Below are 14209 nucleotides of genomic sequence, written 5' to 3'. Positions count from 1 at the left end.
TCCATATCATCGCTCACGACCTCAAGTGGAGAGTCTCTCCGCTTCATCTCGTTACGTCTTTGGAGTATTCCTTGACCGAGCGATCCCTGCGTACCGAGCCTAGGCCGGAGACGGCCGAGGCCCCACCATCTCCACACCGGCTGGTCTTGCCGATCGTGCTGACCTGCCAGCTCATGCTCATCCTCGACGCGACGGTGATGAACGTCGCGCTCCCCCGCATCCAGTCCGAACTCGGCTTCACCGACACCGGGCTGTCCTGGGTGATGACCGCCTACAGCCTCGTCTTCGGCGGTTTGCTGCTGCTCGGCGGACGGGCGGGCGACCTGTTCGGCCGACGCCGGATGTTCGTCGTGGGCACGGCCGTGTTCACCGCCGCGTCCCTGCTCGGCGGCCTCGCCGGTTCGGCTGAGATGCTGATCGCGGCGCGGATCGCGCAAGGTGTCGGCGCGGCGCTCGCCGGGCCGAGCACACTGGCGCTGATCACCAGCACATTCACCGAGGCCAAGGCCAGGGTGCGTGCGCTGGCGCTGTTCTCGGCGATGTCCAGCGGCGGTTTCGCGATCGGCCTGCTGCTCGGCGGGCTGCTGACCGAATGGATCTCGTGGCGCGCGGCGCTGTACATCAACGTCCCGTTCGGGCTCGCGATCGTCCTGCTCACCTCGCGGTACGTCGCCGATCCCCCTCGGCGGCGCGCGCGACTGGACCTTCCCGGCGCGATCACCGGCACCTTCGGCGTCGGCTCGCTGGTGTTCGCGTTCACCCACGCCGCGTCGCACGGCTGGGGCGACACCATCACCCTCGGCAGCCTCGCCGCCGGGCTGGCTCTGCTGGCCGCGTTCCTCACGATCGAGACGCGGGTGAGCCAGCCGCTGATCCCGTTGCGGCTGTTCGCCGAACGCGACCGCGCCGCGGCCTACGTCAACTTCTTCCTCGGGCCGATGGCGATGATGTCGCTTTTCTTCTTCCTGACCCAGTTCCTGCAGGACATCGCGGGATTCGCCGCGCTGGAGACCGGCTTCGCGTTCCTGCCGATGGCCCTGTGCATGTTCGGGCTCAGCAGGCTTATTCCGCGGCTGCTCCCCCGGTTCGGCCCGAAACCGCTCGCGCTGACCGGCACGGCGCTGATGACCGGCGGGGTCGTCTGGCTGACCGCGCTCACCACCGACAGCGGGTACTTCTCCCATCTGCTCGGGCCGATGGTGCTGATGGGCGCCGGCGCGGGGCTGGCGTTCTCCCCGCTGAGCGTGATCATCATGGCGACGGTGCCCACCGACGACGCGGGTGCCGCCGGCGGGCTCCTGCAGACCTTGCAGCAGGTCGGGGCGACGCTGGGGCTCGCGATCCTGATCACGGTGTTCGGCACGGTGACGCGGACCCCGTCCGGGAGCCCGGCGGAGACCGCGGTCCACGGGATGACCTCGGCGTTCGCCACCGCCGCCATCGTGACGGCGTTGTCCTTCCTGGTGGCGCTGACCTTCCGGCGCCGGGCTTAGAGCTTGACGCCCGCTTGGACCTTGTGCGTGACCTTGCGCTCCATCACGAAGGAGAAGAACGGGACGCAACCGGCGATCAGCACGAGGACGGTGCCCTTCATCGACCAGCGGGCCTTGATCGCGAGGTCGACCGAAAGCAGCAGGTAGATCAGGTAGAGCCCGCCGTGGACCATGGGGATCATCTTCACGAACTGGGGAAGTTCCACGCGGAAGACGTACTGCAGCAGCATCTCGACGACCAGCCCGAGCAGGGCCACACCGGTGGCGTACGCCGCGACGCGGAACCGGATCAGCGGCCCGCCCAGCGAGACCGAGTGGGCCGGGGCAGCGTCGTCAGTTCGGGTGGTCATAGGGTCTCGAACCTCTCTGGGGAACTACTTGTCGCGGGCGTTGAGTTCACGCAGGTACTTGTTGTACGCGGCGAGCTCGTCGTCCTCGGGAGCGGACGGCGCGGGTTCCGGGGCACGTCTCCGCCGGGGCGCGGGCGCTTCGGGGACGACGGTCTCGGCCGTCCGCTCCGGGGTGTCGGCTTCCGCGGCCTGGCGGCGGAGTTTGCGGATCCGCCAGAACATGAACGCGGGGAACAGCCCGAACAGCGGCCACTGCAGGACGTAGCCGAGGTTCTGGAAGGTCCCGCTCGCCGAGGAGAAGCGCTCCCACTGCCACCAGGCGAGCCCGCAGCACAGCGCCAGGCTCACCAGGCAGACGCCGGCGATGCCGAGGCGGCGCAGGGTGACGGACGATGCGGGCACGCATCGACGCTAGCACTGGCCGCGCGGCGAAAGTTCGGCGACCGGGCCGGTCGGGACCTTGGTCCCGGCTGCTCCCGAGCGGGGGCTGAAGGGGACTTTCCCCGCATGTCATGCGGCGAAGGGAGCTCTCCCCACATGTCATGCGGGGAAAGCTCCCTTCAGCCCACGGTGGTGACGACAGTGGCGGCGTAGGTCACTTCGCGGTCTGAACGGCCTTCGCGTAGTCGTCCGCCAGCCCGAAGACCTTCTGCGCGTACTCCGTCGAGTTGTTGTACGACAGGATCCCGGCCCACCATCCCGAGGCCGCCGACATGTCCCGGTTGTTCACGCACAGGTAGCGCGCCGCCGCCAGGGTCGCGTCGTCGATCTGCTGCGGGTCGCCGACACCGTCGCGGTTGCCGTCGGCGGCGTACCGGCGCCAGGTGCTGGGGATGAACTGCATCGGGCCGACAGCGCGGTCGACGGCCGGGTCACCGTCGAACTGTCCGCCGTCGGTGTCGCCGATCGCCTTGACGCCGGGCGACCCGTCGAGCGGGACGCCGATGATCGGCTTCGAGGGCCGTCCGTCCTGGCCGAGGACGGCGCCGCCGTACTGGCCGTGGTTCGACTCGATCCGGCCGATGCCTGCCAGGGTGGCCCAAGAGATCTTGCAGTTCGGCTGCATCTGGCGCATCGCCAGCTCGGCGTTGCCGTAGGCGAGCAGCGCCCTGACCGGGATGCCGGTGGCGCGCGCCGCTCGTTCGGTCCAGGTGGCGAGGGGGTCCTTGCCCGGTTTCGGCTGCGCCTGCTGCGGCGAGGTCTGCTGGGCCGCGCCGCCGGCGGGGGTGGCGTTGACCGGGACGACCGTCCCCGGTTTGACGTCCGCCGCCTTGACCTCCAACGCGGGGATCTCCATCGTCGTCGGGCTCGCGACCGGGGCGGACGCCTTGGTCACCAGCCAGATCCCTCCCGCGGCGAGGGCGAGCACGGCCAGCACGATCACCAGCCTGCCGAGTACGGCGGCGCCCACCCCGCGACGTGGCGGAGTGGGCGTGGCCGGGTCGGCGACGAGCTCGTCGTTTTCCGGGGTGGTGCGCACGAAGCGGGTCCTCCAGCGTGGGCGGCGATCACGACCGATACTCGAACAACGAGCTCGCGCAGGTTAGCGTTACGCGGTAATCGAAATCGCCCCTGTCACGCCGGTTCACCCAGGCGTGCGAGAAGTTCTCGTCAGGCGGACTTCTGCTGCCTCGCCAGCCGCGCCACGCACCAGGCCGGGGCGCTGCCGCGGCGAAGGTGCTGCAACACGGTCATCGGGCCGAGACGGCGGCTCAGATCGGACGGGGCGAGCCCGGCCGCGCGGTAGTCGAGGGCACGCTGATCGAGCGGGCTGATGCCGGCGTCCCACCAGGCTTCGGCCTCGGCGACGCCGCCGACCATCTGCCACCAGCCCGCGGCGGCGACCAGCAGGTCCTGCGGCACCCCAGGCAGACGGCTGCGCATCGCGTCGAGGTAGCCGGGGTCGGTGGCCTCGACCGGCGCCCATCGCGCCTGGCCGGACTGCTGACGCTGGCCGGGGATACCGGGAGCTTGGCGGGGCACGTCGGCCAGCCACGCCGACGCGATCCGGTCGGCCTCCTGCTCCTCGGGGGTCTGCTCCCGCTCGGCGGCCCACTGCCGGATCAACGCATCGACTCCGGGATCTCCGGTCATCCCTGCCTCCTCATGATTCCCCGACTGACAAGTCCTGACTTACTTGCCCGGCTGGAAGTTCCCGCTGCTCTGGGGCTTGCACCTGCGGAAACTTCTCGCCCAGGAGGCCGGCTCCGGCGCCTGGAGGACCAACCGATCACGCAATGTGAGCACCGTAGGGGCGCGAAGGTCTGTTCCGCCAGAGCTTCCAGGGCACGAATTCGTCGACCAGCGGGTTTTCGGAGGCAATCCACCCGGATGGTCGAGTCACCCGACCGAAATCCGACATGAGTGACCCTGAGTGATAACCGCTGGTGGCCGCGCACGCTGATCACCGGCGTCACCGAGGACACCGGGGGTGGCGGAACCGGTCAGGAGAAGAGGCTCCGGACGAACGTCACGATGGCTTCGGCACCTGACCGGAGCCAGCCGAGCGCGGTGTGGACGGCATCGGCGGATTGCGTCGGCCTGCTGATCAGAAAGAAGAGCACGAGCGCGACGACAGCGATCACAACGAATTTCTTCAAGCCGGGCGACATGGCTCCATCCCATCACACCGTAGTGTCCAGACGATGACTCCGCGCGCACTGCGGACTTTGTCACCACTTTAAGGAGCCCCGGGCCCTGTTGCCCACCCGGATTCACCTCAGGGAGCGATTGATGACCGAAAACGTTCTCGTCCACCGGGACGGGCCGGTGACGACGATCACGCTGAACCGGCCCGAGGCCCGCAACGCGGTGGACGGGCCGGCCGCGGTCGCGCTGGCGGACGCGTTGCGCGCCTTCGACGGCGACGAGGAGGCTTCGGTCGCCGTGCTCACCGGTTCGGGTAACGCCTTCTGTGCCGGAGCCGATCTGAAGGCCGTCGGCACCGACCGCGCCAACTCGCTCGGCCCGGCGGGCGACGGGCCGATGGGGCCGACGCGGATGGCGTTGTCGAAACCGGTGATCGCCGCGGTCCGCGGACACGCCGTCGCGGGTGGCCTGGAACTGGCCCTGTGGTGCGATCTGCGAGTCGCCGACAGCACGGCCGTCTTCGGGGTGTTCTGCCGCCGCTGGGGGGTGCCGCTGATCGACGGCGGCACGGTGCGCCTCCCCCGGCTGATCGGGCACTCCCGGGCGATGGACCTGATCCTCACCGGCAGGCCGGTCGACGCCGAGGAGGCGCTGGCCATCGGGCTGGCGAACCGGGTCGTGCCCGACGGCGAGGCGCTGAGCGCCGCCCAAGCCCTCGCGCGCGAACTGGCCGCGTTCCCGCAGGCGTGCCTGCGCGCGGACCGCAAGTCCGCGTACGGCCAGTACGGGCTCACCGAGGAAGAGGCGATGCGGGCCGAGTTCTCGAACGCGCTGATCCGCGGCGGGCTCGCCGAGGAGGCCGCCGAGGGCGCGAGCCGGTTCAGTGGCGGTGCGGGACGGCACGGCACCTTCAGCCCCTAATCTCGACTCAATGAACGACACCGGAGTCGCGCTCAGACCGGTCCACGAAGACGACCTGCCGACGCTCGAGGCGCTGACGAACGACCCGCGGGCCGCGGGCGCGTTCGAATGGCACGGCTGGCACGACCCGCACTTCCTGCGCCGTCGCTGGACCGAGACCGGTATGCTCGCGGCGGACAACGGCATGCTGATGATCGTGCTCGACGGGCAGCGGCTCGGCTTCGTCTCCTGGCACAAGACCAGGTCCGGGTCGACGTCGTACTGCTGGAACGCCGGCCTGGTGCTGATCCCCGAGGCACGCGGCCACGGCCACGGGACCGAGGCGCAGCGGCTGCTGGTCCGCTATCTCTTCGCGCATACGCAGATGAACCGCGTCGAGGCGTCGACCGAGGCGGACAACATCGCCGAGCAGCGCTCCCTGACCAAGGCGGGCTTCACCAAGGAGGGCGTGCTGCGCGGCTACGGGTTCCGGGACGGGGCCTGGCGCGACCACATCCTCTATTCGATGCTGCGGTCCGATCTGGGCTGAAAGCGTCCTTCACCGCATGACACGCGGTGAAGGACGCTTTCGCTGCGTCTCAGGCGGGGAAAGTCCCCTTCAGCTCACACGATGGTGCCCGCGGCCTTGAGCCGCTCGATCCCGTCGGCGTCCACCCCGAGTTCCGCGAGGACGTCGGCGGTGTCGGCGCCCTTGGGCCGCGGCGGTTCCGGCGTCTCCGCCGGGGTGCGGTCGAACCTCGGCGCGGGCGCGGGCTGCACCACACCGCCGATGTCGACGAACGTCCCGCGCGCGACGTTGTGCGGATGCGACGGCGCCTCCCCCGGCGCGAGCACCGGCGTCAGGCACGCGTCGGTGCCCTCGGCCTTCGCGACGAGTTCGTCGCGAGTGTGCTTCGCGACGGCCTCGGCGACGATCTTGCGCAGCTTCGGCCATTCGTTCTTGTCGACGTGGACCGGGGTCTCCTCGGGATCGAGCCCGAGCACCTTCACCAGGGCGCCCCAGAACCGCATCTCGATCGCGCCGATGGCGACGTACTTGCCGTCGGCGGTCTCGTAGGTGTCGTAGAACGGCGCACCGCCGTCGAGCAGGTTCTCACCGCGCCCGCCCGGCCAGAGCCCGGAGTTCAGGAGTCCGTGCAGACTGGTGGTCAGCAACGCCGCACCGTCCACCATGGACGCGTCGACTACCTGCCCCTTGCCGGACGACTGGCGTTCGAACAACGCCGCCAGCACGCCCATCGCGAGCAGAAGGCCACCGCCGCCGAAGTCACCGATGAGGTTGAGCGGAACCACCGGCCGCTGTCCCGCGGGCCCGATCGGTTCGAGCGCGCCGGCGATGCCGATGTAGTTGATGTCGTGCCCGGCGACGGTGGCCAGCGGGCCGTCCTGGCCCCAGCCGGTCATCCGCCCGTAGACCAGCCGCGGGTTGCGGGCGTGGACCTGCTCCGGCCCGATGCCCATCCGCTCGGCCACCCCGGGACGGAAACCCTCGATGAGCACGTCGGCCTCGTCGGCGAGCTTCAGCACCAGCTCGACCCCCTCGGGGGTCTTGGTGTTGATCCCGATCGACCGTCTGCCGCGGGCGAGCGGGTCGTTCGGGAACGCGATGACGTCGTCGCCCGGTGTCGCCCGGTCGATCCGGACGACCTCCGCGCCGAGATCGGCGAGAATCGTGCAGGCGAACGGCGCCGGGGCGAGCCCGGCCAGCTCGACGACCTTGAGGCCGCTCAGTGGCCCAGCCTTCATCGCCACGTCCTTTCCAAGTACGGCAACGGTTTACAGCGTGCGGGAGATGATTTCCTTCATGATCTCGCTGGTACCGCCGAAGATACGGGAAATCCGGATGTCGGCCCACGCGCGCGCGATCGGGTACTCGGTCATGTAGCCGTAGCCACCGAACAACTGCAGGCAGTCGTCGACGACCTTGTTGACCCGTTCGGTGGTCCACAGCTTCGCCATCGCCGCGCCCTGCACGTCGAGTTCCTTGCGCAGGTGCCGCTCGATGCACTGGTCGAGGTACGCGCGCGAAACCGCGGCCTCGGTGGCGGCCTCGGCGAGTTTGAACTTCGTGTTCTGGAAGTTGTAGATCGGACGGCCGAACGCCTGGCGGTCCTTGGTGTAGGCGATGGTCTGGTCGATCGCGGCCTCCATCCCGGCGACCGCGGTGACGGCGATGATCAGCCGTTCCTGCGGCAGCTGCTGCATGAGCTGGACGAAGCCGAGGCCTTCCTTGTCACCGAGGAGGTTGGCGGCGGGCACGCGGACGTCGTCGAAGTTCAGCTCCGCGGTGTCCTGGCCCTTGAGCCCGATCTTGTCGAGGACGCGGCCGCGGCTGAAGCCCGGCGTGTCGGTCTCGACGGCGATCAGGGAGACGCCCTGCGCGCCCGCGTCCGGGTCGGTCTTCACCGCGACGACGACGAGGTCGGCGTGGAAACCGTTGGTGATGAACGTCTTCGCGCCGTTGATGACGTAGTCGTCGCCGTCGCGGACCGCGCGGGTCTTGATGCTCTGCAGGTCCGAACCCGTGCCGGGTTCGGTCATCGCGACCGCGCCGACCATCTCACCGGAGGCGAACTTCGGCAGCCACTCCCGCTTCTTCTCTTCAATGGCGTACTCCAGCAGATAGTGCGCGACGATTCCATTGTGGACGGTGACGCCCCATGCGCTGTCGCCGGACCGGGCCTGCTCCTCGTAGAGCACGGCCTCGTGGCCGAACGTACCGCCACCACCGCCGTACTCCTCCGGGATGGACAACGCCAGCAAGCCGACCTCGCCCGCCTTCGTCCAGAGCTCGCGGTCGACCTTCTTGTCGGCCGCCCAGCGTTCCTGGTTCGGCGCGAGTTCCTTCTGGCAGAAGGTCCGGGCAAGGTCCCGGAGGTCTTCGAGCTCCGTCGTGCTCCACGAACTCTTCTGGATCTGCAAGGGCACGGCCAACGCCTCCTGATCAGGACCTGGAAAACATGACGCTTAGGATGTAAGTTCCAAGCGGAATGTACATCCGTACCGAGCTGCACGTAAAGGGGGTTCGGTGACCGCACTGAGCAGGACCCACCGGACACAGGCCGAGCGGCGCGAGCAGACCCGCACCGCTCTGCTCGACGCCACCATCGACTGCCTGGTCGACCTCGGGTACGCGCGCACCTCGGTCCAGGAGATCTGCGCTCGCGCCGGGGTCTCAAAAGGGGCCGTGCAGCACCACTTCTCCGCGAAGGCCGAACTCATGGCGGCCGCCGTCGAGCATCTGACGGAAAGGCAGCGCGGACAGCTCGCCGCGTCGATCTCCACGCTGCCCGGCGGAGCCTCGGGCGTCGCGGCGGCGATCGACCTGCTCTGGGAGGGCTACTCGGGCACGCTGTCCACGGCCGCCACCGAACTGTGGGTGGCGGCGCGGACCGACCCCGAACTCCGCGAGGCGATCCGCCCGGTCGACCGGGCGCTGGGCCGTTCGACCCTGGAGCACGTCACCGCGATCGCCGGGGACCTGCCGAAGGAACGCGCGGAGATCCTGTTCTGGCTGACCGTGAACCTCACCCGCGGCCTGGCACTGGACGCCGAACTCGGCGGCGATCCGAAGCGGCGGCGGCATCTGCTCGACGAATGGAAGCGCGTCGCGGTGATGTTGTACGAGGACACCACTCCGTAGCCACCAGAATTGCGAATTCACAAAAGCCTGGGGGCCATGCTTACGAAAGCGTGAAAAAGAAGACAAGCCCCACCTGCGTTTACTACTCTGGATATTCAGGCGGTTACGCAGGGGAGGCGACACCGACGTGTCCTGGAACGCGGACGAACTCAGACACCTGGCCGGGGAACTTGACGCGGAACTCGCGCGGGGCAGGCACCCCGGCCGATCCCATGACGGGCTGGCCTTGGCCGTCGTCAGTGGTCAGGGCAGGTTGGTCGGCCTGTTGCTCGCCGATCACGCGACCGGGATCCCGCATCCGCAACTGGCCGGGCCTGCCGTGGTGGAAGCCGTGCACGCCGCCAGGACAGCGGCGGCCGAAGTGAGCCTGGTCAAAATGCGGGCGGTGCTGGGCGAAGAGGACGACTCGGGCCGAAGATCACCGGGGCCAGCCGAGGAAGAGAGTTTCGAGCAAATCGACTTCCTGAGTGAGGGTCGCCGATGAATCACGAAGACGATCTTTATCACCTCGCGAAAGAAATAGACGCCAAGGTCGAGAAAGCGAAAAGCGCCGCTTCGGCGGCGGCGCGGGCGCAGCGGACATGGCTGCTCCCCGGCGAGATCGGGACGTTCACGACCACCGGAACGGGCGAACTGGTGGACGTGTCCTTGAACGCCTCGGTGGTGAAGTCCTACTCCGCCGCAAGCCTGTCCCGGAAGTTGCTCGCGGGCATCCAGCGGGCCGAGCGGGACGGAGGGATCGCGTGAGCTATCCGCATCCCTTCGACCCCGGCCCGGGACAGGGTTATCACGTCTACCCGGAGGGACTCCGTGCCGCGGCGGACACCATCGACCAGGCGGCGGATCTCGTCCGCGGCTTCGCGCTCACGGACCTCGCCCATGTCCGGCTCGAGCCGGGCGACCTGGGGTTGCCGGGCACCCTCGCCGAGCTGATGCGGGGAGTGCGGGGCGCGGGCACCGTCGACGCCTACAACCGGGCGGTGGACCAGATCCGGGAGATCTCCGTGGCCAACTCCGCGGAACTGGGCGAACTGAGCGCGGCGCTCCACCGCGCCGCCGAGCACTACGAGCACCTCGACAGGCAGGCCTACGACGAGATGAAGAGGCTCGAAGGAGGAATCCGGTGACCGGCCTGGACAAGTCCGGGTTGCTGTACCCCGAAAAGGCCGATCAGGAGGTCCGCTTCCACGCCGACCTGATCGGCGCGGACGGCATCCTCGAACTTCTGGACAATCTCAAGAACTTCCTGCTCGGCGATCTGCGAAGGCCGCTGGAACTGGCGGACAAGTTCGGCTCGCAGAGCAAACTCAAGTCGGCGTCCGATCTCGTCACGAGGACGAACCTGTCGTTGCGCACCGCTTGGCAAGGCGACGGCTTCGACCAGTTCGACGCCTACGCCTCCGAAACGACGAAAGCCCTCGACGCGGGACAGGCGTCCTTGGCGAACCTGACGACGGTCGTGGTGAACATCGCGACGACCGTCATCAACACGTACAAGAACCTGCTCGAGTTCCTGGGCAACTGCGCTTCGACCCTCGCCCAGCTCGGCGGGAAGTTCGGCGTGGTCCTCGGTTCGGCGGTCTTCCCCCCGCTGACTCCGGTCGCGCTCATGGATCTGATCGACGGCATCAATTCCGCGTTCACCACGTTTTGGCGGGACTGCAACGCGAGCCTGACCCAGCTGCTCACCGACATGACGACGTTGATCGGGGCCGGGTTCCAGCTCCAGGTCATCGAGGAGACCTTTCCCAAGGTCCCGACAGTTGGCACGAGCGCGGTGGTGGTCGCCGATCCCCGGCGATGGCGGATCAAACCCGAAGCGGATCCGGAGTGAGGCGCCTGGCGATCGTCCTGCTGACGTTGCTTGTCGCCGGGTGCGGTGGGACGGCGACCGGTCCGCCACCGGGTTCGCCCGCTCCAGCGCCGCCCATCCCCGTTCCGCTCGACGGCGCCAGGTTCATCGCCGACCCCTGTAGCGCGATCACGGTGGAGCAGGTCGAAAGCATCGGTTTCACCGGCGGGGTCCGCGACACCGGCGGTGAAGGCCGCTGCGTCCTCGCCTTCGGGCCGATCGTCCGGGTACAGACCTCGTGGCTGAGCCCACTGAGGGAAACCCTCGAAACCCTCTACGCCGACCACGCGAGTGGCAAAGACACCGGTAACCGATGGGAGGAACTGATGATCAAAAGCTATCCGGTGGTGGTGGTCTGGGCCGAGGAGAACATCACCGGCCGCCAGGACAAGGGACCACTCGCCTGCCGGCTGGCACTCGGACTGGACGAGGAGACCTTGATGTACGTCGGCACCAACATCGACGAACGGGCCGAAGCGGGCCCGTGGCAGCACGACTCTTGCGGCGCGGCGAAGAAGGTGACGGAATTCGTCATCGACAATCTCCGCACCTAGCACGCTCCGGAGCCCTTGACCAGAGCACAGGTGACACTTATCTCCGGGGCCGATCCGTGGTGAAATTCCTTGCTGGACAACAGAACCGGCGGAGGAGCCGACCATGAACGCGCCGCAGCAGCAGCCATCCCATCCGACTGACCCGTTCGGCGCAAGGCAACCCGTCCAGACTCCGGTCGCGACGCAACGGCCGCCGTCCGACGCGCGGCTCCCCCGGTTGTTCGCCGCGATGATGGGTGTTTTCGCCGGCCTGCTGGTGCTCATCGCGACCTTTCTTCCGCAGTCGACCTACGAGCAACTCTCCGACGGCAAAACGGTGTCGAAATTCGCCGAGACCGGCTGGTCGCGGAGCTTCGACATCGAACCGTCGACGGAGGAGAAGGACTTCTACGACAAGACCCATGTCGCCCGTTACGGCATCCCGCTGTCCGCCACCGCGCTGACGTTGTTCGCCGGCGCCGCGGTGGGCTTCGCGTCGTACCGGCGGAATTCGGGTTCACCTGCCGCGACGACGGCGCGAACACTGCTGATCGCCGGTGGGGCCGGGACCGCCATCGGTGTCTGGATGTTCGGCATGGACATCTCGGCGAGCCTGAGTTTCGGGCAGGACACCGGCCGCTTCGTCTCACGCTACGGAACCGGGAGTGGATTCTGGATCCTGCTCGCGGGCGGGCTCGTGGCGTTGCTCACCATCGGACTGGCGATCGTGGCCAACCGCCGCGAACCCGCGCCATCCCCTCAGGCCCCTTACCCGGTCGGCCACACGCCTTACGCGCCCGGAGTCCCGCAGCAGCACTATCCGGCGCAACCGCAGGCCTACGAACCGCCGTCACCTCCGACGCCGCCCGCGGGCTCGGCGTTGCAGCAGCAGGACATCCTGCGCCCGTTCCCCTGACAATCCGCCACCACCCGGCAATATGTGAAACTTATTCATATCAGCGCTGGACAGTCTCCATACCGGCAGTATGCTGTACTCGTCGGTAACACCTGGGCTCTGCGTGGCGCCTTCCGGCTCCACGCGCGGCATGGAACGGAGACGGCATGACGAGCACGACACCGGCGAGCGCGAGCCGCCACACCGAAGGCCCGGCCGCCATCGGCGGCGTTCCCGGCGCCCCGGCAGCGGCAAGGGCGGAACGGCTCGTAGGGCGGGTCGTGGGCGGCAAGGACTCCGCGCCGGTCCAGATGCGCGCCCCGTTCACCGGGCAGCCGATCGCGACGCTCCCCCAGGCCACCGACGCCGACGTCCGCGCCGTGTTCGACGAGGCGCGGGAAGCGCAGCGCGCGTGGGCGCAGCGGCCGGTCGAGGACCGCCAGCGCATCCTGATCCGCCTGCACGACCTGGTCCTGAAGCGCCAGGAAGAGGCGCTCGACCTCGTGCAGATCGAGGCGGGTAAGGCACGGATGGACGCCTTCGACGAGGTCAGCGCCACCGCGCTCGTGGCCGCCTACTACGGAAAGCACAGCGCGAAGTTCCTTTCGCCGCGTCGCGCCGCCGGGCTGATCCCGGTGCTGACGAAGGTCGGCGAGATCCGGCACCCCAAGGGCGTCGTCGGGATCATCTCGCCATGGAACTACCCCCTCGCGCTCACCGCGATGGACGTCCTTCCCGCGCTCGCGGCGGGTAACGCCGTCGTGCAGAAGCCGGACAACCAGACCGCGCTCTCGGCGCTGTGGCTGCAGGAAATCGCCGAGGAAGCCGGGCTGCCGTCCGGTGTCTGGCAGATCGTGCTCGGCCGCGGTTCGCGGATCGGCGACGCGCTGGTCGAAGAGTCGGACTACCTGTGCTTCACCGGATCCACGCCGACAGGTAAGGAGCTTGCCGCGAAGGTGGCGGAGCGGCTGACGAGCTACTCGCTGGAACTCGGCGGCAAGAACCCGATGATCGTGCTGCCTGACGCGGACATCGCCAAGACCGCCACGGGCGCGGTCACGGCGTGCTTCTCCTCCGCGGGCCAGCTGTGCGTTTCCGTCGAGCGGATCTACGTCCACGAGTCGATCCGCGAGGAGTTCACGCGCGCGTTCGTCGCCAAGACCGCCGCGGTGAAGCTCGGTGGCGCGCTCGACTACCGGGCGCAGATGGGTTCGCTGACCTCGGAAGACCAGCTGGCGACGGTGTCGGCACACGTCGAGGACGCCCGGTCCAAGGGCGCGACCGTGCTCACCGGCGGCAAGGCCCGGCCCGACCTCGGCCCGCTGTTCTACGAACCGACCGTCCTCACCGACGTCACCGAGGACGTCAAGCTGTTCGCCGAAGAGACCTTCGGGCCGGTCGTGTCGATCTATGGCTACACCGACGTCACCGAGGCGATCGAGCGCGCGAACGACACGCGGTTCGGGCTGAACGCGAGCGTGTGGTCGCGCAACGGCCGCGCGGGCTGGGAGGTCGCGGCACGGCTGAAGGCCGGGACCGTCAACGTCAACGAAGGCTTCGCCGCGACCTTCGGAACCGTGGGGCTGCCGATGGGCGGTATGAAGGAGTCCGGTGTCGGGCGGCGCAACGGTGCCGAAGGACTGCTCAAGTACACCGAAGCCCAGGCGATCGCGCTACAGCGCGGGATGCCACTGCGCCCCGGCCGCGGGATCCCGCCGAAGCTCTGGGCGCGAGCCCTGAGCGCAAGCCTCAAGGCCCTTCGCCGCCTTCCGCGCCGCTGACCCCCTCCGCGTTTAGTCCTCTAGTTGCGGTAGTTGCACGTGCAAGGACCGCAACTAGAGGACGAATTGCGGTCAGTTGTCGCCAACGAGGCCGTCGCGCGGAACGCTGACGCGGGCAACTTCCGGCAGGGCTGTGTGGAAAGAGGGACGTT

18 protein-coding genes are annotated in these 14209 nt (G+C 68.5%); 11 read left to right on the top strand and 7 right to left on the bottom strand.

The window, feature by feature from the left end:
* Nucleotides 1-71: 71 nt before the first annotated feature.
* Nucleotides 72-1493, top strand: coding sequence for an MFS transporter (locus tag ACM6LU_RS10350; protein ID WP_414937406.1), 1422 nt, complete (start codon nucleotides 72-74; stop codon nucleotides 1491-1493).
* On the opposite strand, the gene ACM6LU_RS10345 is transcribed toward ACM6LU_RS10350, so the two are convergent.
* From ACM6LU_RS10345 to ACM6LU_RS10325, 5 genes are all read right to left on the bottom strand, one after another.
* Nucleotides 1490-1843 (bottom strand): DUF3817 domain-containing protein, encoded by a 354-nt coding sequence (locus ACM6LU_RS10345; protein ID WP_414937405.1) that lies wholly within the window; start codon nucleotides 1841-1843, stop codon nucleotides 1490-1492. The genes ACM6LU_RS10350 and ACM6LU_RS10345 overlap by 4 nt on opposite strands.
* 24 nt (nucleotides 1844-1867) lie before the next feature.
* Nucleotides 1868-2245, bottom strand: a complete 378-nt coding sequence (locus tag ACM6LU_RS10340) for a hypothetical protein (RefSeq protein WP_414937404.1) — start codon at nucleotides 2243-2245, stop codon at nucleotides 1868-1870.
* Between the two features lie 193 nt (nucleotides 2246-2438).
* Complete coding sequence (locus ACM6LU_RS10335) at nucleotides 2439-3323, bottom strand: lytic transglycosylase domain-containing protein (RefSeq protein WP_414937403.1); 885 nt, start codon at nucleotides 3321-3323, stop codon at nucleotides 2439-2441.
* Nucleotides 3324-3454: 131 nt separating this feature from the next.
* Nucleotides 3455-3937 (bottom strand): helix-turn-helix transcriptional regulator, encoded by a 483-nt coding sequence (locus tag ACM6LU_RS10330; protein WP_414937402.1) that lies wholly within the window; start codon nucleotides 3935-3937, stop codon nucleotides 3455-3457.
* A 350-nt stretch (nucleotides 3938-4287) separates the two neighbouring features.
* Complete coding sequence (locus tag ACM6LU_RS10325) at nucleotides 4288-4443, bottom strand: hypothetical protein (protein WP_162182762.1); 156 nt, start codon at nucleotides 4441-4443, stop codon at nucleotides 4288-4290.
* 133 nt (nucleotides 4444-4576) lie between these two features.
* On the opposite strand from ACM6LU_RS10325, the gene ACM6LU_RS10320 reads away from it, so the two are divergent.
* Both ACM6LU_RS10320 and ACM6LU_RS10315 read left to right on the top strand, forming a co-directional pair.
* Nucleotides 4577-5353 (top strand): crotonase/enoyl-CoA hydratase family protein, encoded by a 777-nt coding sequence (locus ACM6LU_RS10320; RefSeq protein WP_414937401.1) that lies wholly within the window; start codon nucleotides 4577-4579, stop codon nucleotides 5351-5353.
* Between the two features lie 10 nt (nucleotides 5354-5363).
* Nucleotides 5364-5882 (top strand): GNAT family N-acetyltransferase, encoded by a 519-nt coding sequence (locus tag ACM6LU_RS10315; RefSeq protein ID WP_414937400.1) that lies wholly within the window; start codon nucleotides 5364-5366, stop codon nucleotides 5880-5882.
* 74 nt (nucleotides 5883-5956) lie between these two features.
* Here ACM6LU_RS10315 and ACM6LU_RS10310 read toward each other — a convergent pair whose 3' ends face one another.
* Nucleotides 5957-7099: a CaiB/BaiF CoA transferase family protein gene (locus tag ACM6LU_RS10310; RefSeq protein WP_414937399.1), complete on the bottom strand. Its 1143-nt coding sequence runs from the start codon at nucleotides 7097-7099 to the stop codon at nucleotides 5957-5959.
* A 30-nt stretch (nucleotides 7100-7129) separates the two neighbouring features.
* Complete coding sequence (locus ACM6LU_RS10305) at nucleotides 7130-8281, bottom strand: acyl-CoA dehydrogenase family protein (RefSeq protein WP_414937398.1); 1152 nt, start codon at nucleotides 8279-8281, stop codon at nucleotides 7130-7132.
* Nucleotides 8282-8381: 100 nt separating this feature from the next.
* Between ACM6LU_RS10305 and ACM6LU_RS10300 the strand changes: the two genes are divergently transcribed.
* The 8 genes from ACM6LU_RS10300 to ACM6LU_RS10265 all read left to right on the top strand — a co-directional run bounded on the left by ACM6LU_RS10300 (nucleotide 8382) and on the right by ACM6LU_RS10265 (nucleotide 14057).
* Nucleotides 8382-8996 carry a TetR/AcrR family transcriptional regulator gene (locus ACM6LU_RS10300; RefSeq protein WP_414937397.1) on the top strand — a complete coding sequence of 205 codons (615 nt, stop codon included), beginning with the start codon at nucleotides 8382-8384 and terminating at the stop codon, nucleotides 8994-8996.
* Nucleotides 8997-9123: 127 nt separating this feature from the next.
* On the top strand, nucleotides 9124-9480 hold the full coding sequence (locus ACM6LU_RS10295; protein WP_414937396.1) for a YbaB/EbfC family DNA-binding protein: 357 nt from the start codon (nucleotides 9124-9126) through the stop codon (nucleotides 9478-9480).
* Nucleotides 9477-9743, top strand: a complete 267-nt coding sequence (locus ACM6LU_RS10290; RefSeq protein ID WP_414937395.1) for a hypothetical protein — start codon at nucleotides 9477-9479, stop codon at nucleotides 9741-9743. The genes ACM6LU_RS10295 and ACM6LU_RS10290 overlap by 4 nt, the downstream gene beginning before the upstream one ends.
* Entirely contained in the window at nucleotides 9740-10123 is a 384-nt protein-coding gene (locus tag ACM6LU_RS10285) for a WXG100 family type VII secretion target (protein WP_414937394.1), read from the top strand. Before ACM6LU_RS10290 ends, ACM6LU_RS10285 begins: the two co-directional genes overlap by 4 nt.
* The gene (locus tag ACM6LU_RS10280; RefSeq protein ID WP_414937393.1) at nucleotides 10120-10830 is read left to right on the top strand and encodes a hypothetical protein; all 711 of its coding nucleotides are present in this window, start codon (nucleotides 10120-10122) and stop codon (nucleotides 10828-10830) included. The genes ACM6LU_RS10285 and ACM6LU_RS10280 overlap by 4 nt, the downstream gene beginning before the upstream one ends.
* Nucleotides 10827-11402, top strand: a complete 576-nt coding sequence (locus ACM6LU_RS10275; RefSeq protein WP_414937392.1) for a DUF3558 family protein — start codon at nucleotides 10827-10829, stop codon at nucleotides 11400-11402. Before ACM6LU_RS10280 ends, ACM6LU_RS10275 begins: the two co-directional genes overlap by 4 nt.
* A 103-nt stretch (nucleotides 11403-11505) precedes the next feature.
* Nucleotides 11506-12297, top strand: a complete 792-nt coding sequence (locus tag ACM6LU_RS10270; protein ID WP_414937391.1) for a hypothetical protein — start codon at nucleotides 11506-11508, stop codon at nucleotides 12295-12297.
* A 146-nt stretch (nucleotides 12298-12443) separates the two neighbouring features.
* Nucleotides 12444-14057, top strand: coding sequence for a succinic semialdehyde dehydrogenase (locus ACM6LU_RS10265; RefSeq protein WP_414937390.1), 1614 nt, complete (start codon nucleotides 12444-12446; stop codon nucleotides 14055-14057).
* The last annotated feature ends 152 nt before the right edge of the window (nucleotides 14058-14209 follow it).

The sequence above is a fragment of the Amycolatopsis sp. cmx-11-51 genome (assembly GCF_047608665.1).
Classification (GTDB): Bacteria; Actinomycetota; Actinomycetes; order Mycobacteriales; family Pseudonocardiaceae; genus Amycolatopsis.
Note: the sequence above shows the minus strand (reverse complement) of the source record. Positions and strands in the feature narration are given on the sequence as shown.